Annotated in this window: 19 protein-coding genes and 1 pseudogene; 11 read left to right on the top strand and 9 right to left on the bottom strand. The window is 70.4% G+C overall.

The annotated features are described in order from the left end of the window. The first annotated feature begins 382 nt into the window (after positions 1-382). The 4 genes from ACGFW5_RS31400 to ACGFW5_RS31385 all read left to right on the top strand — a co-directional run bounded on the left by ACGFW5_RS31400 (position 383) and on the right by ACGFW5_RS31385 (position 7,173). Complete coding sequence (locus tag ACGFW5_RS31400) at positions 383-1,051, top strand: spermidine synthase (protein ID WP_393837716.1); 669 nt, start codon at positions 383-385, stop codon at positions 1,049-1,051. A gap of 91 nt (positions 1,052-1,142) precedes the next feature. After that, entirely contained in the window at positions 1,143-1,880 is a 738-nt protein-coding gene (locus ACGFW5_RS31395) for a response regulator transcription factor (protein WP_393837715.1), read from the top strand. Next, positions 1,877-3,067 carry an ATP-binding protein gene (locus ACGFW5_RS31390; protein ID WP_393837714.1) on the top strand — a complete coding sequence of 397 codons (1,191 nt, stop codon included), beginning with the start codon at positions 1,877-1,879 and terminating at the stop codon, positions 3,065-3,067. Before ACGFW5_RS31395 ends, ACGFW5_RS31390 begins: the two co-directional genes overlap by 4 nt. Positions 3,068-3,348: 281 nt before the next feature. Next, positions 3,349-7,173: a multifunctional oxoglutarate decarboxylase/oxoglutarate dehydrogenase thiamine pyrophosphate-binding subunit/dihydrolipoyllysine-residue succinyltransferase subunit gene (locus ACGFW5_RS31385; RefSeq protein WP_393837713.1), complete on the top strand. Its 3,825-nt coding sequence runs from the start codon at positions 3,349-3,351 to the stop codon at positions 7,171-7,173. 154 nt (positions 7,174-7,327) lie between these two features. Here ACGFW5_RS31385 and ACGFW5_RS31380 read toward each other — a convergent pair whose 3' ends face one another. Together ACGFW5_RS31380 and ACGFW5_RS31375 are read right to left on the bottom strand one after the other, a co-directional pair. Continuing rightward, positions 7,328-7,525, bottom strand: coding sequence for a DUF6191 domain-containing protein (locus tag ACGFW5_RS31380; RefSeq protein ID WP_393837712.1), 198 nt, complete (start codon positions 7,523-7,525; stop codon positions 7,328-7,330). 172 nt (positions 7,526-7,697) lie between these two features. Continuing rightward, positions 7,698-8,027: a hypothetical protein gene (locus ACGFW5_RS31375; protein WP_393837711.1), complete on the bottom strand. Its 330-nt coding sequence runs from the start codon at positions 8,025-8,027 to the stop codon at positions 7,698-7,700. 426 nt (positions 8,028-8,453) lie between these two features. Between ACGFW5_RS31375 and ACGFW5_RS31370 the strand changes: the two genes are divergently transcribed. Continuing rightward, on the top strand, positions 8,454-8,639 hold the full coding sequence (locus ACGFW5_RS31370; protein WP_030190019.1) for a DUF6104 family protein: 186 nt from the start codon (positions 8,454-8,456) through the stop codon (positions 8,637-8,639). A gap of 100 nt (positions 8,640-8,739) precedes the next feature. Here the strand turns inward: ACGFW5_RS31370 and ACGFW5_RS31365 are convergent, their stop codons facing one another. Further along, on the bottom strand, positions 8,740-9,564 hold the full coding sequence (locus ACGFW5_RS31365) for a hypothetical protein (RefSeq protein WP_393837710.1): 825 nt from the start codon (positions 9,562-9,564) through the stop codon (positions 8,740-8,742). Positions 9,565-9,828: 264 nt separating this feature from the next. On the opposite strand from ACGFW5_RS31365, the gene ACGFW5_RS31360 reads away from it, so the two are divergent. Together ACGFW5_RS31360 and ACGFW5_RS31355 are read left to right on the top strand one after the other, a co-directional pair. Further along, complete coding sequence (locus ACGFW5_RS31360) at positions 9,829-10,836, top strand: DUF4097 domain-containing protein (RefSeq protein WP_393837709.1); 1,008 nt, start codon at positions 9,829-9,831, stop codon at positions 10,834-10,836. A 1-nt stretch (position 10,837) separates the two neighbouring features. Next, positions 10,838-11,842, top strand: coding sequence for a helix-turn-helix transcriptional regulator (locus tag ACGFW5_RS31355; protein WP_393837708.1), 1,005 nt, complete (start codon positions 10,838-10,840; stop codon positions 11,840-11,842). A 460-nt stretch (positions 11,843-12,302) separates the two neighbouring features. On the opposite strand, the pseudogene ACGFW5_RS31350 reads toward ACGFW5_RS31355, so the two are convergent. The 4 genes and pseudogenes from ACGFW5_RS31350 to ACGFW5_RS31335 form a co-directional block, all read right to left on the bottom strand. Next, positions 12,303-12,557, bottom strand: a pseudogene (locus ACGFW5_RS31350) (Clp protease N-terminal domain-containing protein); the annotation flags it as partial. Beyond that, complete coding sequence (locus tag ACGFW5_RS31345; RefSeq protein WP_100579604.1) at positions 12,557-12,766, bottom strand: helix-turn-helix domain-containing protein; 210 nt, start codon at positions 12,764-12,766, stop codon at positions 12,557-12,559. The gene ACGFW5_RS31345 and the pseudogene ACGFW5_RS31350, both read right to left, overlap by 1 nt. 161 nt (positions 12,767-12,927) lie before the next feature. Then, entirely contained in the window at positions 12,928-13,893 is a 966-nt protein-coding gene (locus tag ACGFW5_RS31340) for a zinc-binding dehydrogenase (protein ID WP_393837707.1), read from the bottom strand. A 219-nt stretch (positions 13,894-14,112) separates the two neighbouring features. Continuing rightward, positions 14,113-15,330 (bottom strand): NADP-dependent malic enzyme, encoded by a 1,218-nt coding sequence (locus ACGFW5_RS31335; protein ID WP_393837706.1) that lies wholly within the window; start codon positions 15,328-15,330, stop codon positions 14,113-14,115. Between the two features lie 614 nt (positions 15,331-15,944). Here ACGFW5_RS31335 and ACGFW5_RS31330 point away from each other — a divergent pair. The 3 genes from ACGFW5_RS31330 to ACGFW5_RS31320 are packed head-to-tail and all read left to right on the top strand — an operon-like array spanning position 15,945 to position 18,642. Then, positions 15,945-16,907 (top strand): ABC transporter substrate-binding protein, encoded by a 963-nt coding sequence (locus ACGFW5_RS31330; RefSeq protein ID WP_393837705.1) that lies wholly within the window; start codon positions 15,945-15,947, stop codon positions 16,905-16,907. A 27-nt stretch (positions 16,908-16,934) separates the two neighbouring features. Then, positions 16,935-17,870 (top strand): amino acid ABC transporter permease, encoded by a 936-nt coding sequence (locus ACGFW5_RS31325; protein ID WP_393837704.1) that lies wholly within the window; start codon positions 16,935-16,937, stop codon positions 17,868-17,870. A gap of 4 nt (positions 17,871-17,874) precedes the next feature. After that, positions 17,875-18,642 (top strand): amino acid ABC transporter ATP-binding protein, encoded by a 768-nt coding sequence (locus ACGFW5_RS31320; RefSeq protein ID WP_393837703.1) that lies wholly within the window; start codon positions 17,875-17,877, stop codon positions 18,640-18,642. An 88-nt stretch (positions 18,643-18,730) separates the two neighbouring features. Here ACGFW5_RS31320 and ACGFW5_RS31315 read toward each other — a convergent pair whose 3' ends face one another. Further along, positions 18,731-19,513, bottom strand: a complete 783-nt coding sequence (locus ACGFW5_RS31315; protein ID WP_393837747.1) for a class I SAM-dependent methyltransferase — start codon at positions 19,511-19,513, stop codon at positions 18,731-18,733. A 122-nt stretch (positions 19,514-19,635) separates the two neighbouring features. Here ACGFW5_RS31315 and ACGFW5_RS31310 point away from each other — a divergent pair, with 122 nt between their 5' ends. Next, complete coding sequence (locus ACGFW5_RS31310) at positions 19,636-20,250, top strand: CGNR zinc finger domain-containing protein (RefSeq protein ID WP_393837702.1); 615 nt, start codon at positions 19,636-19,638, stop codon at positions 20,248-20,250. Here ACGFW5_RS31310 and sodX read toward each other — a convergent pair. Then, positions 20,169-20,594: a nickel-type superoxide dismutase maturation protease gene (gene sodX / locus ACGFW5_RS31305; protein WP_393837701.1), complete on the bottom strand. Its 426-nt coding sequence runs from the start codon at positions 20,592-20,594 to the stop codon at positions 20,169-20,171. The two genes, ACGFW5_RS31310 and sodX, sit on opposite strands and share 82 nt — an antisense overlap. Positions 20,595-20,746: the final 152 nt, after the last annotated feature.

The raw sequence follows: 20,746 nt of genomic DNA, 5'->3' as shown, positions 1-20,746 counted from the left end.
AGCTGGGGGTCCTCCGGGCCCGCCGGCTGGGGGTCCGACGCAGCCCGCGGCCGGGATCCCGGCGCGGCGGTGGCCCGTGCCTGCTGCCGCGGGGTGGCGGGCTTCCGGGCTTCGGGGGGGTGCACCGGCTGAGGCCCCTTCCCCGGAACGCGCCGGCCGCGCCCCGCATCACGCCACGCCCGCGTCACCCGGCCGTGTTCGTTCCGTACTCGCTTACGTCCCTACAACGCACACCCTCCGCGAACGACTCCGGCCGCGTCTATGGCGTGCGCCACAGAAGACAACCTTTGGCGCTTCCCATGCGTCAGGGCCGCGGCGCGCCGCGGACCCGCGATCGGTAATCCGCGTGCGCGGCCGTGCCGCACGCGGCATTCTCACGGGCATGGACGACATCGCCACCCTCGACCGGCGCCAAGGACCCCATGGGGAAGTCGTGCTGCGGCAGCGCGGGGCGCATTTCGAGATCATCGCCAACGGGTGCTTCCTCATGGACACTTCGGACGGCCGCTCGGAACGCCTGCTCGTCGATGCGGCGTACGCCACACTTTTGCCAGGCACCGCCCGCCCCTCGCTGCTCATCGGCGGGCTCGGCGTGGGCTTCTCCCTCGCACATGCGGCGCAGGACCCGCGCTGGGGCCAAATCGCCGTGGTGGAGAGGGAAGAGGCCATCATCGACTGGCACCGCACAGGTCCACTCCGCGCCATTTCGGGCCGCTCACTGTCCGATTCACGTACCCGGATCATCCGCGCCGATCTGGTCGATTACGTACGTACCGCCCAGGACACGTACGACGCGCTGTGTCTGGACATCGACAACGGGCCCGACTGGACCGTCACCGAGGGCAACGACACGCTGTACTCGCCATCCGGACTCGCCCACTGCGCACGGCGGTTGAACCCCGGCGGGGTGCTCGCCGTCTGGTCGGCGCGCCCGTCCGCCGCCTTCGAGCAGGCCCTCCGGAATGCCGGATTCACTGGGGTACATACCAAAGAGGTGCGAGTTGCCCGGGGCGTCCCTGACGTGGTCCATCTCGGCGCTCGCCCTGCGTAGCCGAGATACGGAAAGTGCCTCTAGTCTCTGACCGACACAGGGGATCACCCCACGGATCCCCGGGCGAGCACAGTCAGGGCGGGGCACACCGATGGAGCAGACACACACCGGCCACAACGGCGCCACGGCGACCTCCGGCGCCCAGCGCAGGGTGCTGGTCGTCGAGGACGACACGACGATCGTCGACGCCATCGCGGCCCGTCTGCGGGCCGAGGGCTTCCAGGTGCAGACGGCCCTCGACGGCCCCGCCGCCGTCGACACGGCCGAGGCATGGCAGCCGGACCTGATGGTCCTCGACATCATGCTGCCGGGCTTCGACGGCCTGGAGGTCTGCCGCCGGGTCCAGGCCCGCCGGCCCGTGCCGGTCCTGATGCTGACGGCCCGCGACGACGAGACCGACATGCTGGTCGGGCTCGGTGTCGGCGCGGACGACTACATGACCAAGCCGTTCTCGATGCGCGAGCTGGCGGCCCGGGTGCACGTCCTGCTGCGCCGGGTGGAGCGGGCCGCGCTAGCCGCGAGCACGCCGCGCACGGGCATACTCCGCCTCGGCGAGCTGGAGATCGACCACGCGCAGCGCCGGGTACGGGTGCGCGGCGAGGACGTCCACCTGACGCCCACCGAATTCGACCTGCTGAGCTGCCTGGCGAACACCCCGCGCGCCGTGCTGTCGCGCGAGCAGCTGCTCGCCGAGGTGTGGGACTGGGCGGACGCCTCCGGCACCCGGACCGTGGACAGCCACATCAAGGCGTTGCGCCGGAAGATCGGCGCGGAGCGCATCCGTACGGTCCACGGCGTCGGCTACGCCCTGGAGACCCCGGCGCCATGAGCCGGGCGGGAGACCGGGCCCGGCAGCTGCGCGGCAGCGGCGAGCGGCCCGGCTGGGACGAGCCGGCCAGACGTGACCGCTGGGCCACGGCCGGGCGAGGGCTGCGCGGCCGGATCGCGGCCGGGCTCCGGTCGGTCTCGATCTCCATCAAGACGAAGCTCGGCACCCTGGTCGTGGTCTCCGTCTTCATCACGACCGGGCTGCTCATGGTGGCCCTCCAGACGCGCACCGAGCTCCGTTTCATCACGGTCTTCTCGGTGATAGCGACCCTTTTGATCACGCAGTTCGTGGCGCACGGGCTGACCGCGCCGCTGGACGAGATGAACACCGTCGCCCGCTCCATCTCGCACGGCGACTACACGCGCCGGGTGCGGGGCGCCGACCGCCGTGACGAGCTCGGCGACCTCGCGGGCACCATCAACCGCATGGCCGACGACCTGGAGGCCGTGGACCGGCACCGCAAGGAACTCGTGGCGAATGTCTCGCACGAGCTGCGCACACCCATCGCGGCGCTGCGCGCGGTCCTGGAGAACGTCGTGGACGGGGTGTCGGCGGCCGACCCGGAGACGATGCGCACCGCGCTCAAGCAGACCGAGCGCCTGGGCCGGCTGGTCGAGACCCTGCTCGATCTGTCCCGCCTGGACAACGGGGTCGTCACGCTGCGTGCCCACCGCTTCGAGGTGTGGCCCTACTTGTCGGGTGTGCTCAAGGAGGCCAACCTGGCGGCCGCCCAGCGCAAGCTGTCCTCCGGCTCGGGCAACCACCAGCGCACGGACGTCCACCTCCACCTGGATGTGTCGCCGCCCGAGCTGACCGCGCACGCGGACGCGGAGCGGCTGCACCAGGTCGTGGCGAACCTCATCGACAACGCGGTCAAGCACTCGCCGCCGCACGGCCGCGTGACCGTACGGGCGCGGCGCGGTGCGCAGCCCGGCTCGCTCGACCTGGAGGTCCTTGACGAGGGGCCCGGGATACCGCAGTCGGAGTGGCACCGGGTCTTCGAGCGCTTCAACCGCGGCACCGCGCCCTCCCCGCACGGGCCGGGCAGTGACGGCGGCACGGGGCTCGGTCTTGCCATCGCGCGCTGGGCGGTGGACCTGCACGGTGGCCGGATCGGCGTGGCCGAATCCGCACGCGGCTGCCGCATCCAGGTCACCCTCCCGGGGAACCCCCGTCCGCAAAATTGACGTAAAGTTCGAACCGGAAGCGACCGTTCTGCGTGGTGTTCAGCGGAAGCGGCGCTTCCAGGGGGCGGCCCAGGGGGCCGTGGCCGCGATGCGGCGTACCCGCAGGGGTGCGCGGAGGAGCGGAACCACGCTTGTTTCCCGCCATTTCAAGCCCCGAAACCAGGGTTCTGGTGTGACTTACGCGACTGTGGCATGCCCGGCCTGCGCGTCCAGGCCGGCAAGGCGTAGCCTTTATTTCCGCTGTCCATCACCTTGTGAAGCGGAAGAGGGCGGTTACCGCCGTGTCGTCTCAGTCCCCCAGTAATTCGAGCGTCTCGACCGACCAAGACGGGCAGGGCAAGAACCCTGCGGCCGGCTTTGGTGCCAATGAGTGGCTTGTCGACGAGATCTATCAGCAGTACCTCCAGGACCCCAATTCGGTCGACCGCGCCTGGTGGGACTTCTTCGCCGACTACAAGCCGGGCTCCACCGGCACGGCGGACAACCCTGCTCAGGGTGCTCCCACCGCAGCCGCGGGGGCTGCGGCAGCCGCGCCTGCCGCAGCTGCTCCGACCACCCCGGCTCCCGCGGCACCGGCCACCCCGGCCGCCGCTCCGGCGCCGGCCAAGGCAGCCGCACCGGCCGCCGTCCCGGCTCCGGCCCAGGCGAAGCCCGCGGCTGCCGCGCCCGCCAAGCCCGCCGCCAAGCCGGCCGCCGCACAGCCGGCCGCCAAGGCGGCCGAGGCCACCGAGGCCCCGGCAGGCCCGGAGTACGTGACGCTGCGCGGCCCCGCCGCCGCGGTCGCCAAGAACATGAACGCCTCCATCGAGGTCCCCACGGCCACGTCCGTGCGCGCGGTCCCGGTGAAGCTGCTGTTCGACAACCGCATCGTCATCAACAACCACCTCAAGCGCGCCCGGGGCGGGAAGATCTCCTTCACGCACCTCATCGGGTACGCGATGGTGCAGGCGATCAAGGCCATGCCGTCGATGAACCACTCGTTCGTCGAGAAGGACGGCAAGCCGACCCTGGTCAAGCCGGAGCACATCAACTTCGGCCTCGCCATCGACCTGGTGAAGCCCAACGGCGACCGCCAGCTCGTCGTCGCCGGCATCAAGAAGGCCGAGACGCTCAACTTCTTCGAGTTCTGGCAGGCGTACGAGGACATCGTCCGCCGCGCCCGGAACAACAAGCTGACGATGGACGACTTCACCGGCGTCACCGTCTCGCTGACCAACCCCGGCGGCCTCGGCACCGTGCACTCCGTGCCGCGTCTGATGCCCGGACAGTCGGTCATCATGGGCGTCGGCTCGATGGACTACCCGGCCGAGTTCCAGGGCACCTCGCAGGACACCCTGAACAAGCTGGGCATCTCGAAGGTGATGACCCTCACCTCGACGTACGACCACCGGGTGATCCAGGGCGCCGCCTCCGGCGAGTTCCTGCGCATCGTCGCCAACCTGCTCCTCGGCGACAACGGCTTCTTCGACGACATCTTCGAGGCGCTGCGCATCCCCTACGAGCCGGTCCGCTGGCTCAAGGACATCGACGCCTCGCACGACGACGACGTCACCAAGGCCGCCCGCGTCTTCGAGCTGATCCACTCCTACCGGGTCCGCGGCCACGTCATGGCCGACACCGACCCGCTGGAGTACCGCCAGCGCAAGCACCCCGACCTGGACATCACTGAGCACGGCCTCACCCTGTGGGACCTGGAGCGGGAGTTCGCGGTCGGCGGCTTCGCCGGCAAGACCCTGATGAAGCTGCGCGACGTCCTCGGCGTGCTGCGCGACTCGTACTGCCGCACCACCGGCATCGAGTTCATGCACATCCAGGACCCCAAGCAGCGCAAGTGGATCCAGGACCGCGTCGAGCGCTCGCACTCCAAGCCGGAGCGCGAGGAGCAGCTGCGGATCCTGCGTCGCCTGAACGCCGCCGAGGCGTTCGAGACGTTCCTCCAGACCAAGTACGTCGGCCAGAAGCGCTTCTCGCTCGAAGGCGGCGAGTCGGTCATCCCGCTGCTCGACGCCGTCATCGACAGCGCCGCCGAGTCGCGTCTGGACGAGGTCGTCATCGGCATGGCCCACCGCGGCCGCCTGAACGTGCTCGCCAACATCGTCGGCAAGTCGTACGCGCAGATCTTCCGCGAGTTCGAGGGCAACCTCGACCCGAAGTCGATGCACGGCTCCGGCGACGTGAAGTACCACCTGGGCGCATCGGGCACCTTCACCGGCCTGGACGGCGAGCAGATCAAGGTCTCGCTCGTCGCGAACCCCTCGCACCTGGAGGCGGTCGACCCGGTCCTTGAGGGTGTCGCCCGCGCCAAGCAGGACGTCATCAACAAGGGCGGCACGGACTTCACGGTCCTGCCGGTCGCCCTGCACGGTGACGCGGCGTTCGCCGGCCAGGGTGTCGTCGCCGAGACCCTGAACATGTCGCAGCTGCGCGGCTACCGCACCGGCGGCACCGTGCACATCGTCATCAACAACCAGGTCGGCTTCACCGCCGCCCCGGAGTCGTCGCGCTCGTCCATGTACGCCACCGACGTGGCCCGCATGATCGAGGCGCCGATCATCCACGTGAACGGCGACGACCCGGAGGCCGTGGTCCGCGTCGCGCGGCTCGCCTTCGAGTTCCGCCAGACGTTCAACAAGGACGTCGTGATCGACCTCATCTGCTACCGCCGTCGCGGTCACAACGAGGGCGACAACCCGCAGTTCACCAACCCGCAGATGTACAACCTGATCGACAAGAAGCGCTCGGTGCGCAAGCTCTACACCGAGTCCCTGATCGGTCGCGGCGACATCACCCTGGAAGAGGCCGAGCAGGCACTCCAGGACTTCCAGGGCCAGCTGGAGAAGGTGTTCGCGGAGGTCCGCGAGGCCACCTCGGCGCCGGGCGAGATCCACTCGTCGGACCCACAGGCGCAGTTCCCGGTCGCCGTCTCCACGGCGGTCTCCCAGGAGGCCGTCAAGCGCATCGCCGAGTCGCAGGTGAACATCCCCGACCGGATCACCGTCCACCCGCGTCTGATGCCGCAGATGCAGCGCCGGGCCTCCTCGGTCGAGGACGGCACGATCGACTGGGGCATGGGCGAGACCATGGCCATCGGTTCGCTGCTCATGGAGGGCGTCCCGGTCCGGCTCTCCGGCCAGGACACCCGCCGCGGCACGTTCGGCCAGCGCCACGCGGTCCTGGTCGACCAGGTCACCGGCGAGGACTACACCCCGCTGATGTACCTCTCCGACGAGCAGGCGCGCTACAACGTCTACGACTCGCTGCTCTCCGAGTACGCGGCGATGGGCTTCGAGTACGGCTACTCGCTGGCCCGCCCCGAGTCCCTGGTGATGTGGGAGGCGCAGTTCGGCGACTTCGTCAACGGCGCCCAGACGGTCGTGGACGAGTTCATCTCCTCCGCCGAGCAGAAGTGGGGCCAGACGTCCGGCGTCACCCTGCTGCTGCCGCACGGTTACGAGGGCCAGGGCCCGGACCACTCGTCCGCCCGCCCGGAGCGCTTCCTCCAGATGTGCGCGCAGAACAACATGACGGTCGCCATGCCGACGCTGCCGTCGAACTACTTCCACCTGCTGCGCTGGCAGGTCCACAACCCGCACCACAAGCCGCTCATCGTCTTCACCCCGAAGTCGATGCTGCGTCTGAAGGCGGCGGCGTCGAAGGTCGAGGAGTTCACCACCGGCGGCTTCCGCCCGGTGATCGGCGACGAGCATGTGGACGCGGGCGCGGTCCGCAAGGTCGTCTTCTGCGCGGGCAAGGTCTACTACGACCTGGCCGCCGAGCGCGACAAGCGCGGCGCGAACGACACGGCCATCATCCGCATCGAGCGCCTGTACCCGCTGCCGGGTGCCGAGCTCCAGGCGGAGATCGCCAAGTTCCCGAACGCCGAGAAGTACCTGTGGGCCCAGGAGGAGCCGGCGAACCAGGGTGCCTGGCCGTTCATCGCGCTCAACCTGATCGACCACCTGGACCTGGCCGTCGGCGCGGACGTGCCGCACGGCGAGCGCCTGCGCCGCATCTCGCGCCCGCACGGCTCGTCCCCGGCGGTGGGCTCGAAGAAGCGTCACGAGCAGGAGCAGGAGCAGCTGGTGAACGAGGTCTTCGAGGCCTAGTCGCTCCGCGGGGGTGCGGAAAGGGGGCCGCGGCCCGGCGAAGCCCGGCTCGCGCCCGCCCCGCCCCCCGCGAGCACGACGACGCACACGAAGGGCCCGGCATCCCCGTTCGACGGGGGTGCCGGGCCCTTCGGCGTGGTGGGGGTGGCCCTGGTCAGCTCTCGCCGTCGTCCGCCTGGCCGGCGTCCCCGGGCGGGGGCACACGTATGACCACGCTGCCGCTTGCCAGGTCTATCGGGCCGCGCCCAGGATCGGAGTCGCCGACCTCGTCGAGCGTGATCTCCTGGCGTCGGCGCTCCTCCTCGGTATGCCGCCGCCCGGGCGCGAAAAGCTCGTCGAACCCACCGAACATCCGAAACCACCTCCGTCGACACCCCGCACCTCGTACTCCGTACTCCGTACCCCGTACTCCGTGCGCCGTGCCCCGCAAGCGGTACCCCGCACGCCTCCAGCGAAGCACGCCACGGCGGCGCCGACACCTGCGGGAACGGGACCGGCTTCGACTCAGGGGTGGACCACGTGGATCACATGGTCGGTACGACGCATCCGGACGCCAACTCCGGCCTCTGTCGGCGCAGTTCGTCGAGGAGTTGCGCGAACGGCGTCCCGGCGGCGAGACGCGCGGCCGCGCCGCGGATGGGCAGCACAACGTGCGTGCCGTCCCTCAGCTTGAGCCGAACCGACCGCATCTCAAGCTCGCGCCGCCTCCACAACACCCGCACGACGGAGATCTGCATGATCACGGCCACCGAGACGACATCGCCCAGAGCCACCGATCCGGACGCCGAAACCCCCTGCGCCAGCAGCGACTTGTGCGTCCGCCACGACAGCGAGTCACGTCGAATCGCACCCACGTCTTCCACGGCAGCACCAGACACTGCTGCACCACGAGGGCCGCTGCGGCGCCGAAGAGCGGGTACGTCACGTAGGCGCCGACGTAGGCGCCGGTCGATCCGATGGCGTCGGCTTTCGCGGACTCGTAGAGGGCGCCCCAGAAGAAACCCGCGACGGCGCCGATGCTGATCAGCACCATGGGCCACATTTTGCACGACTGGATCTTCACTGAATCCCCCCGGATCAAGAAACCATCGGAAGCTACCAGCAGCGGGCAATGGCCTCCCCACGGGCATTCAAAGTGACCGCAAAGGCGGCCGCGGTCGGCGAGTCCGCACACCGTGGAACGGGTGGGGCGGGGCCTGGCCGTGGGCGCGGGCGTGGGCCGTGGCGGCCGCCGGATACGCTGGAGCACGAACATCCGGACGTCCTCCCAGGAGCAAGTTGTGTACTTCACCGACCGCGGCATCGAGGAGCTGGAGAAGCGGCGCGGCGAGGAGGAGGTCACCTTCGAGTGGCTCGCCGAGCAGCTGCGCACCTTCGTCGACCTGAACCCCGACTTCGAGGTGCCCGTCGAACGGCTCGCCACCTGGCTGGCGCGGCTCGACGACGAGGACGAGGACGAAGAGTGACGGGACGGGCAGGGCAGCTCGGCCCAGGCCACCCAGACACCCCACCCGACGCGGGCCACACCGTCGACTCGGACTCGCGGCCGTAAACGAGTAATACGCGTCAGTCGTCGCCGTCGGCCCGGGCGCGGAGCCGGTCGTAGGCAAGGCCCAGGGCCCCGTGGGCGAGCAGGATCGCGCCGGCCGCCGTCCAGCCGCCGCTGCGGCGTGTGAGGCCCCAGACCGTGAGCGGGAGGCCCGCGGCGAGTTGGGCCGCGCCGAGCAGACGCGCCTTGGGCCCGCGCACCCATGGGCCGGCCGGGCCGCGCTCGACCGCTTCGAGCCCGACGCGGACGGCGTCGCGTCGGCCGGGCCATTCGACCGTCTCGGCACCCCGCGCGGAGGCCACGGCGCGCAGCCGCTCGGCCGGTTCACCCGGCGTCAGACCGGCGGGCACGACCACGCCCGTACGGGCCAGCACCGCGAGGAGGCCGATGAGGCGGGTGCCCGCGTCGGCGACCGGATCGGGGCGGGTCAGCGCGTCGAGCGCCGCCGCATCGTGCACGGGGTCGAGTCCGAGCCGGTCGGCGAAGGTGTGCATCGCCTCGCTCTCACCCGCGGGTGTGCCGTCGGACAGCCAGACGTAGCCGACCGTACGACGAAAGCCGGAGGCCAGCGTGTAGCCCGCCCGGGAGCCGTCCCACCACAGCGCGATCGCAGGCCGGCCCGTGCCGACCGTGACCGCGCCCGCCCAGCCGGCCAGCACCTGGTCGACCGGATCGGTACCGGCAGGCCAGAGCCGTCCCGCCGGAACGAGCACGCTCCAGCCCTCGCCCGCCGACGCCAGAAGCATGGGTTCGCGCAGCAGCTGGGCGACCGGGCGGACCACGGCGGGTTCGGCACGGCAGAGGAGCAGCGCCCCGGGGGCGGCGACAGCGGCGGCAGGCATGAAGTTCACGCTAGGTCATCACCTGGACTATTTCGCCTCATTACCCATCGGATGGGCCCATATCCCCGATGCAAGCCCTCACCCCCGGGCCTGACCTACGGCCTGCCGTGCACTCCTGCGACACTCCTGCGACACCCCTGCGCCGATCCCTTGGCGCCCGCATGCCTTGACTTTCCGCAACCGCGATATATCGTGTCTAGCAGAGACGCGATATGTTGCGTTGTGTCTCGCCATCCCAGTGCGCAGCGACCAGGAGGTCAGCACATGTCCGAGTCCACGTGGGCCGTCCCAGAGTCGCGCACGTTCACGTTCGACGAGCCGGTGACGAAGGTCCAGGTGCGTGTCGTCAACGGAACCGTGAACGTCGTGGGCACCGAGGAAAGTTCCTCGCGCCTGGAGATCTCCTCGGTCGACGGACCCCCGCTGATCGTGACGCGAAACGGCTCGACCCTCACCGTCGCCTACGAGGACCTGGCCTGGCGCGGCTTCCTCAAATGGCTCGACCGCAAGGGCTGGAACCGCAAGGCGGTCGTCTCGCTCGCCGTGCCGGCCGGAGCGGACGTCGAGGTGGGCACGGTCGGCGCGGGCGCCGTCGTGTCGGGAATCCGGGGGCGCACGGAGGTACGGGGCGTCAGCGGTGACGCCACGCTCCTCAAGCTCTCGGGACCGGTCCGCGCCGAGACCGTCACCGGCCATGTGGAGGCCCAGGCGGTCACCGGTGACGTCCACTTCAAGTCGGTCTCCGGCCACCTGACGGTCGTCGAGGGAGCGGGGGCCACGGTGACGGCGGAATCGGTGAGCGGCGACATGCTGCTCGACCTCGACCCCGGCGCGAAGGCCACCGACGTCCGGCTGACCACGGTGTCCGGCGAGGTCGCCATCCGGCTTCCGCACCCGGCCGACGCACGGGTCGAGGCCACCTCCGCGAGCGGGGCGGTCTCCAGCGCCTTCGAGGATCTGCGGGTCGGTGGACAGTGGGGCACGAAGAGCATCACCGGCACCCTGGGGGCGGGCAACGGCACGCTCAGGGCGACGACGGTCTCCGGCTCGATCACGCTGTTGCGCAGGCCCGCGGACGAGGAGGCCCCCTTCGAGGACACACCGCCGGACGGGTGGGTACCGGGCGGCTCGGCGCCGGGTGCTTCGTCGCCGGGCGGTCCGCCCTCCCCCGCCAACGACCAGCCCGGCTCGGCCAGTTCGGCCGGCTCGGCTGGTTCAACGGATTCGACCGGCTCGACCGGCTCGACCGGCTCGACCAAGAAGGTGCTCTGACATGCCCCCCGTCTTCGCCCACGGCCGCCTCCGCCTCTACCTCCTCAAGCTGTTGGACGAGGCGCCGCGCCACGGGTACGAGGTGATCCGCCTGCTGGAAGAGCGGTTCCAGGGGCTGTACGCGCCCAGCGCGGGCACCGTCTACCCGCGGCTGGCCAAGCTGGAGGCCGAGGGACTGGTCACGCACGCCACCGAGGGCGGCCGCAAGGTCTACTCGATCACTGATGCCGGTCGCGCGGAGTTGGCGGGCCGGGGCGGTGAACTCGCCGACCTGGAGCTGGAGATCCGCGAGTCCGTGTCCGAACTCGCCGCCGAGATCCGCGACGACGTACGCGGCGCGGCGGGCAGCCTGCGCGACGACATGCGCCGGGCGGCTCGGGAGGCGCGTACGGGCCAGGCGTCGGCCGGCGCCGGCCGGGGCGGGCGCAAGGGGTTCCCGGAGGCCTCCGACTTCTTCGACAGCGCCTGGGGAGACGGCGAGGCCTGGCAGCAGGCCAAGGACGAGTTCAAGCGCGCGAAGCAGGAGTGGAAGGAGCAGGCCCGGCGGGCCAAGGACGAGTCGCGGCGGGCCCGCGACGAGGCCCAGCAGGCGCGCCGCCAGGCGAAGGAAGCGCAGGACAAGGCACGCGAGGACATGCAGCGGGTCGCCAGGGACGTGCAGCGAAAGGTGCAGGAGCACTTCGCGCGGGGTGACTGGCCGACGGGGGTACGCGAGGGGCTTGCCGAAGTCACCAAGGAGCTGGGGCGGTTCGGCTTCGGCCAGGCGCCGTCCCCCGAGGTGGACCTGGACAAGCCGGCGGAGCCTGTGGCTGAGCCGGCGTGGGCGCGGGAGGCGTCGTCCGGTGACCCGGCGCGGGATCTGGACCGGTTGCTCGACCGGTTCCGGGACGAGATCCGGGATGCGGCGCGGGATCACGGGGTGACGGAGTCCCAACTCGGGGAGGCGCGCCGCGGGTTGGTGGCGGCGGCAGAGCGGATCACCGCGACCCTGCGCCCCCGCGCCTGACGCCCCTGCCCTCGGCCGCCCCAGGGTCCGCGCCCCTTGCCCCCGCCATGGGGTGCGGACCCTGGGTGCCGGTCGCGCAGTTCCCCGCGCCCCTTAACTCCCTTTCGACCGCGGCCGTGGTCGCTCCTCGCGCAGTTCCCCGCGCCCCCAAAAACCCGTTGCCGCCCTCGCACCGTGGTCGCTCCTCGCGCAGTTCCCCGCGCCCCTGGCTACTCGGTGCGGGCCCGCATGGGCATCTTCAGCCCGTCCGGCGATTGAGGACGAGCGCCGTTCAGGCGCGAACGGGGTCTGGGGCGGAGCCCCAGGGAGCTGCACCCTCAAGTAGCCGCACGGGCGGGAGGGTGGGAGAACGCGCGAACGGGGTCTGGGGCGGAGCCCCAGGGTGCTGCACCCACAAGTAGCCGCACGGGCGGGCGGGTGGGCAAACCCCCCGGGGTTCGGGCCGGCCTCCCTAGCCCGCCACCCCGGCCAGGGCGTCCTCGTCCGCCTGGGACATGCCGCCCCGGCGCCGCGCCGCGGCCAGCGCCTCAACGATCTCGGCACGCCTGGCGGTGACGCCGAGGGAGGCGAGGGCGAAGGCCGCCCTGGAGCCCTCGCGGTCGAGGAGTGCGAGGAGCAGATGCTCCTCGGTCACCACCAGGGACCCCGCACGGAACGCGTGCTCGACCGCGCCCGACACCACTCCCCGCGCATCCGGCGTGAATCGCTCCAACATCAAGTCCTCCCGTGCTTCTTGTGGACGGCCTGGCGGCTGACCCCCAGCTCGGCGGCGATCTCCTGCCATGACCAGCCCTGGTTGCGGGCGCTTCGTACCTGTACGGATTCGAGCTGTTCCAGGAGCCGTCGCAGCGCGGCGACGGCTCGCAGTCCGACCCTCGGGTCGCGGTCGCCGGCTCGTGCGGCGAGATCGGTGGCCTCGGTCATGCTTGTCAATGTACGTTGACAAGACCCATCCGTCAACCAGCGTTGACAGAGCTCAAGCAAGTTGTCAGGAAGCGCATGCAAAAGGCCGCGCCCCCGCGCACGCACCCGCACACGCAGAACCGCGGCCCTAAAGCCGAACGAGACGAGAGACGCCGTCGGCGTCACCCCACCGTGAGGACCACCTTCCCGAACACGTCGCCCGACGCCACCTTCTCGAAGCCCTCCCGCGCCCGGTCCAGCGGAAGCACCTCGTCGATGACGGGACGTACGCCCGTCGCCGCGCAGAAGGCGAGCAGGTCCTCCAGCTCGTCCTTCGTGCCCATCGTGGAGCCGACCACCTTGAGCTCAAGGAAGAAGATGCGGGTCAGCTCCGCATGCGCGGGCCGGTCGCCGCTGGTGGCGCCCGAGATGACCAGGGTGCCGCCCGGCCGCAGGGACTTGACGGAGTGCGACCAGGTCGCGGCGCCCACCGTCTCGATCACGGCGTCCACGCGCTGCGGAAGGCGCGCACCGGATTCGTACGCCTCGACGGCGCCGAGCTCCACGGCCCGCCTGCGCTTGGCCTCGTCGCGGCTCGTGGCGAAGACCCGCAGGCCCGCCGCCTTGCCGAGGACGATCGCGGCGGTGGCCACCCCGCCTCCCGCGCCCTGCACCAGGACCGAGTCCCCGGGCCGCACACCGGCGTTGGTGAACAGCATCCGGTACGCCGTAAGCCAGGCCGTCGGCAGGCAGGCGGCCTCCGCGAAGCTCATCCCCTTCGGCTTGGGCAGCACGTTCCAGGTGGGCACGGCGACCTGCTCGGCGAAGGTGCCCTGGTACTTCTCGGTGAGGATCGAGCGGCCCTCGGCGGGGCCGACCCCGTGGCCGGTCTGGCCGATCACCGAGTGCAGGACGACCTCGTTGCCGTCCTGGTCGATCCCGGCCGCGTCGCAGCCCAGGATCATCGGCAGCTTGTCGTCGCTGAGGCCGACGCCGCGCAGCGACCAGACGTCATGGTGGTTGAGGGAGGCGGCCCGTACGTCGATCAGGCTCCAGCCGGGGCGTACCTCGGGGGCCGGCCGCTCCCCCAACTCAAGGCCGCTGAGCGGCTGGTCACGGTCGATGCGGGCGGCGTATGCGGCGAACATGGCCCTGACCCTAGGGTGCCCGGCCCGGCTGCCGAAACCTCCCACGGCTGTGACACCCCGCACGCCGGGCCTCCCGCGAGAAGCGCGTGCCGGGCTCCCCCGAGAAGCGCGTGCCGCCCTCCCCCAAAAAGCGCGGTGCCGGCCTCCCCGGAAAGCGCTGTGCCGGGCTCCCCCGAAGGAGAGCCCGGCACGGTCGCGCGACGGAACCGCGTAGGGCGACTACCGGCGCGCCACGCCCTCGGCGCGGGCGGCGGCCGCCACCGCGGCGGTGACGGCGGGGGCGACCCGCTCGTCGAACGGCGACGGGATGACGTAGTCCGCGGCAAGCTGATCGCCCACGACGTCCGCCAGCGCGTTCGCCGCGGCGATCTTCATGCCCTCGGTGATCCGGGAGGCCCGGACCTGGAGGGCGCCCGCGAAGATGCCGGGGAAGGCGAGCACGTTGTTGATCTGGTTCGGGTAGTCCGAACGGCCGGTGGCCACGACGGACGCGTACTTGTGCGCGATGTCGGGGTGCACCTCGGGGTTCGGGTTGGCCATCGCGAAGACGAAGGCGCCCGGCGCCATGGAGGCGACCGCCGGCTCGGGGACCGTACCGCCGGAGACGCCGATGAAGACGTCGGCGCCGGCCAGCGCGCTCTCCAGGGAACCGGAAAGACCCGCCTTGTTGGTGAGCTCGGCGAGCTCGCGCTTGACGTCCGTCAGGTCCGTACGGTCGCTGCTGACGATGCCCTTGCGGTCGGCGACCGCCACATCGCCGAGGCCCGCTTCGAGCAGGAACTTGGCGATGGCGACACCGGCCGCACCGGCGCCCGAGATCACCGCGCGCAGGTCACCGAGGGTGCGCCCGGTGAGCCTCGCGGCGTTGCGCAGGGCGGCCAGGGTGACGACGGCCGTGCCGTGCTGGTCGTCGTGGAAGACCGGGATGTCCAGGGCTTCCTGGAGGCGCCGCTCGATCTCGAAGCAGCGCGGAGCCGAGATGTCCTCCAGGTTCACCCCACCGAAGGAGGGGGCGAGGCGGACGACGGTCTCGATGATCTCGTCCGTGTCGGTGGTCGCGAGCGCGATCGGCACCGCGTCGACGCCGCCGAACTGCTTGAAGAGGATCGCCTTGCCCTCCATGACCGGCAGGGACGCCTCGGGACCGATGTCACCGAGTCCGAGCACCGCGGTGCCGTCCGTCACGACGGCGACCACCTGCGACTTCCAGGTGTAGTCGTGGACCAGCTCCGGGTTCTCCGCGATCGCGGTACACACCTTGGCGACGCCCGGCGTGTAGGCGAGGGACAGGTCGTCCTTGTCCCGGATCGGCACGGTGGCCTGCACGGCCATCTTGCCGCCCCGGTGGAGCGCGAAGGCAGGGTCGAAGGATTCGACGGAATCTCCGTAACCCTCCGTGCTGCTGTCGCTGCGAGGATTGACGATCTCCGCTGCCATTGTGATGTACCCCTTAAGTCTTCATCAGTTGAGGGTTGCCACTCCTTGTTGAGGAGGGGTGGGCGGACCCGCGTACGTTCCCCGCTGAGGGCGGTTGGCCCGCCCCGCGGGGTGGAGGTACGTACGCGCGGGCGCGCCGCACACGCGCCCTGAGCCCCGGATGAGGGGTGTAAGGATCCTTCTTACCGGACAGACACGTCCGCCGACGAGTCCATATTGACCCAGCGTCGGCGCTCCGTGGCAGGCGGCCTCCGAGACGTCACACGACTTTTGCCGCGATGTCACCACAAGTCGGTTACGCGGCCTGAAACGTGTCCGCGCCGGCGGAGGAACCGGAGAATCTGCGGTCCGCGGGGGCGCTGCCCGCACATGGTCCGGCGCCCGGGGCCGGGATGTGTCGGCCTGGGGGGATTCGGGGGGTGACCCGTTATCCGATTTTGACATGGCTGCGACCCTGATTTCCGAGGTCCGAATGGCAAGATGCGATTTCACACGCGGTTCACGCCGCGGTCGCGACACCCGAGGATGCGTGCACGACCACCGCCAGGACCTGTGCGTTGTCCCTGGACGCACTCCATGGCCACTCCCTCAACATCTGCCGGAGGAACCCGACCATGACCGCAAGCACCACCCGCCGCACGACCGCCGCCAAGTCCCGGATTGCCGCGGTCGGCGCGATCGCGGTCGCGGGCGCCCTGCTGGTCACCGGCTGCGGTGACCAGACGAAGAAGGGCTCGGCCCCCGAGTCCTCGGGCGGGGCCTCGAAGTCCGCTCCGCTCTTCTCCAAGCTGCCCGCGAAGATCCAGCAGGCCGGCGTCATCAAGATCGGTACGGACGCCACGTACGCCCCCATGGAGTTCAAGCAGGGCGAGAACATCGTCGGCATCGACCCCGACATCGCCGCCGCCCTCGGCAAGCAGCTCGGCGTGAAGTTCGAGTTCACGAGCGGCACCTTCGACACCCTGCTCGGCGCGCTGCCGACCGGCCGCTACGACGCGGTCATGTCCTCGGTGAGCGACACCAAGGCACGCCAGGAAGGCCTTGACAAGGACGGCAAGAAGACCGGTACGGGCGTCGACTTCGTCGACTACTACACCGCGAGCACCGGCATCCTGGTCAAGAAGGGCAACCCGCAGGGCATCAAGTCCACCGACGACCTGTGCGGCAAGAAGATCGCCGTGCAGCGCGGCACGACGTACGAGCAGGCCGCCAAGGACCTCGCCGCCAAGTGCGAGAAGGACGGCAAGGGCAAGCTGGACTTCGAGCCCTACGCCACCGACGCCGAGGCGCAGACCCGCGTCAAGGCCGGCGGCGCGGTGGCCGACCTCAACGACTCCCCGGTCGCCGCGTACATCGCGAAGACCGCGGGCGGCGGCAACGACTTCGAGGCGGTCGCCAACAAGTCGGACGCGGGCCCCTTCGGCATCGCGGTGGACAAGAAGAACACGCAGCTGCGTGACGCCCTCTCGGCGGCGCTCGACGCGATCATCGCGGACGGCACCTACAAGACGGCGATCGACAAGTGGGGCGGCGCGCAGGGCGCCGTCACCAAGGCAGCCATCAACGGCGGCTCCTGACCCGCGCACCACTGAAGGGCAGTCGCTGTGACTGACAAGCTCGACAAGACCCCCTCCGGCCCGGCGGACGCCGCGCCGGAGCAGGTCCCCCCGGATGTCATCCGTGCCATCCCCGTCCGCCACTACGGCCGCTGGGTCAGCGCCGTACTCGTCGTCGCCGTGCTCGGCCTCCTCGGGTACGCGTTCTCCCAGGGCAACGTGCGCTGGGCGACCGTCACGGACAAGCTGTTCGACCCCAGCATCCTGACCGGCCTGTGGCACACCGTGCTGATCAGCGTGATCTCCATGGCCGTGGGCCTGGCGCTGGGTGTGCTGTTCGCCGTGATGCGGCTCTCGAAGAACCCGGTGACCAGCTCGGTCGCCTGGCTGTACATCTGGTTCTTCCGCGGCACCCCGGTATACGTACAGCTCCTCATCTGGTTCAACCTGGCGCTGATCTTCCCGATCCTGAACCTCGGGTTCTACAAGGACTACATGACCGCGGTCATGACTCCGTTCCTCGCCGCCCTGCTCGGCCTCGGCCTCAACGAGGGCGCGTACATGGCGGAGATCGTCCGGGCCGGCATCCAGTCGGTGGACGAGGGCCAGACCGAGGCGTCGCACGCGCTCGGCATGACCCAGACGCAGACCATGCGCCGGGTGGTGCTCCCCCAGTCGATGCGGGTGATCATCCCGCCGACGGGCAACGAGTTCATCAACATGCTGAAGACGTCGTCGCTCGTCGTCGCCGTCCAGTACCAGGATCTGCTGCGCAGCGCCCAGGACGTCGCCGCGACCTCGTTCGCGGTGATGGAGATGCTGTTCCTCGCGTCCCTCTGGTACCTGGCCCTGACCAGCGTGTTCAGCGTCGGCCAGTACTACCTGGAGCGCCGTTTCGCACGAGGTTCGCTGCGCGCCCTGCCGCCCACGCCGCTGGAGCGCATCAAGTCGAACCTGCTCTCCCTTACCAACTGGCGGCGGTGACCCCATGACTGCACAACCGATGGTCAAGGCGGAGGGCGTCCACAAGTCGTTCGGCCCCGCCCACATCCTCAAGGGCATCGATCTGGAGGTGGCCGAGGGCGAGGTGTTCTGCCTGATCGGCCCGTCCGGTTCCGGCAAATCCACCTTCCTGCGGTGCATCAACCACCTGGAGCAGATCAACGCCGGGCGTCTGTACGTCGACGGCGATCTGGTCGGGTACCGCCAGAAGGGCGACAAGCTGTACGAGCTGAAGGACAGCGAAGTCGCTCTGAAGCGCCGGGACATCGGCATGGTCTTCCAGCGCTTCAACCTGTTCCCGCACATGACGGCCGTCGAGAACGTCATGGAGGCGCCGGTCCAGGTCAAGCGGGAGTCGAAGGCCGTGGCCCGCGAGCGGGCCCTGAAACTGCTCGACCGGGTGGGCCTCGGCGACAAGGCGGGCAACTACCCCTCGCAGCTCTCCGGCGGCCAGCAGCAGCGCGTGGCGATCGCCCGCGCGCTCGCGATGCAGCCGAAGCTGATGCTCTTCGACGAGCCGACCTCCGCGCTCGACCCCGAGCTGGTGGGTGACGTCCTCGACGTCATGCGGGGTCTCGCCGAGGACGGCATGACGATGATCGTGGTCACCCACGAGATGGGCTTCGCCCGCGAAGTCGGCGACTCGCTGGTGTTCATGGACGACGGCGTGGTGGTCGAAGCCGGCAACCCGCGCGATGTCCTGACCAACCCGCAGCACGACCGGACGAAGTCGTTCCTGTCGAAGGTGCTGTGAGTCCGCGACGCGGCGAGTAGGACGACGAGAGGGGGGTACGGGCCGTGGGCCCGTACCCCCCTCTCGCTTGCGTTCCTCGCGGACCGCGCTACTTCAGGGCGAGGAGCAGGGTGTCCGAAGGGGAGGACCAGACGGGCCGGGCCTCGCCGAAGCCGGCCGCGCGCAGGGTCGCCGCGTGCCAGGACGCGGAGGGCATGTCGCCGTCGGCGTGCTCGCCGTAGATCTCGTACCGCTTGGCGGTGGGTTCGGCGAGTACGGGGTCCTTCGCGGCCAGCGCCCACCACTCGGACCAGTCGAGGGCGCCCTGCGCCTTGGCGCGGTCCATCTGGGCGTGGCGGTGGGCGCGTTCGGCGGCGTTGATGCGGGGCGTGCCCGGGTCGATCATGTGGTCGGCATTCATGAACACCCCGCCGTCGCGCACGAGGCCGCCGATCTGTCCGTAGAGCGCGGCCAGCGGCTCACTGTGCAGCCAGTGCAGGGCAGTTGCGGTGAGCACGGCATCGTAGGTGTCGTACGGGAGCGAACCGACCCACTTCGGGTCCTTGAGGTCGGCGGTCACGAAGGTGACCCGGTCGTCCCCGGCGAAGGTGCCCTCGGCGATGGCGAGGAGTGCGGGGTCGAGGTCGACGGCCGTACTGACCGCGTCCGGGAACCGCTTGAGGAGGCGGTCCGTGATGCTTCCCGTTCCGCACGCGAGGTCGAGCACACGCGGCGCGGGCCCGACGCAGGCCTCGACCATGTCGAGCATGACCCGGAAGCGCTCCTCGCGGTCCGGCATGTACCACTCCTGCTGCCGGTCCCAGCTGTCCTGCCAGCCCCGCCAGGTGGCGCTCGGCTCCTCCGTGGCGCCCACATCCGTGCCCGTACGCATCCCCGCACCCGTTTCCGACACCGGAAGTCCTCCCTCGGAGCCCACTCTGTAATACCCTCGAAGGGTACCCAGGCGTTACCTGGAACCTCCCTGACTCTAGACCGCCGCCGTAAGGACTACAAGTGGAACTGGCCTATTACTCGGACTACGCCGTACGCCTGGTCAACACCGAGGAGCCGGCCCGCAACAAGGACACGTTGACGTCGGTCGACGCGGTCCGCGACCTGTTCGGCGGCAACCAGTCGGCGGCCCGCCGCGCGACGGACGCGGACGTGACGCGCTTCCGTTCGGTACGGGCCCGGCTGAGGGCGGTCTTCGAGGCGGCGGACGCGAGCGAGGAGGTCCAGGCGGTGGATCTGCTCAACTCGCTGCTGCTCGAATTCCCCGTCAGCCCGCAGGTGTCGGGCCACGAGCACCGGGACGAGGACGACCGCCCGTTGTGGCACATGCACCTCGCCGACCACCCGTCGAACGCGACGGCGGGCTATGCGGCGATCGCCTCCATGGGCCTGGCCTTCCACCTCACGGAGTACGGGGTCGACCGGCTCGGCCTGTGCCAGGCGGCGCCGTGCCGCAACGCCTACCTCGACACCTCGACCAACCGCTCGCGCCGCTACTGCTCGGACCGCTGCGCGACCCGCGCCAACGTGGCCGCCTACCGGGCCCGCAAGCGCCTGGAGACCGAGCGGTCGGAGAGCACCGGCCGGACCGAGGCGACGGCCCAGGACGCCACGTAGCCGACGGTGCGCCGACGCCCGGCCGTCATCGGCCGAAAGCGCCCGCGCACCCGGCCGAGCACGAGCTCGACCGGCACGGCGCCGAACGCCCTGCTGTCCACGACCTCGTCGTCGGTGTTGTCGCCGAGCACCCACCATCCGCTCTCGCGCATTTCCATCAGCCGCTTGACGATGAGCAGATCCTGCTGCAAGGGGTGCCGGAGCACCGCGACGTCCCCGGCGCGCAGCTCCGCCCCGTAGTGCACCAGCAGCTGATCGCCGTGCAACAGCGTGGGAACCATCGAGGTCCCCAGGACCTCCGCGATCCCCAACGGCACCCTCGGCTCCCGCCCCTCATCCGTCATACGTCGCCCACCTCCAGGCCACCGGCACCCCGCCACCACTCCCACGGTACGTTCCGCCACGAGTCCCATGGTGACCCTGGACTTTTGACCTAAGCCCATGGGGGCACCCGCGAAATCCCGTCTCTCACCGAGTAATGTCCCACCTGAGAAGA

It is taken from the genome of Streptomyces sp. NPDC048416, from assembly GCF_043200435.1.
Taxonomy (GTDB): domain Bacteria; phylum Actinomycetota; class Actinomycetes; order Streptomycetales; family Streptomycetaceae; genus Streptomyces.
This window is presented reverse-complemented; position numbering and strand designations above follow the sequence as displayed.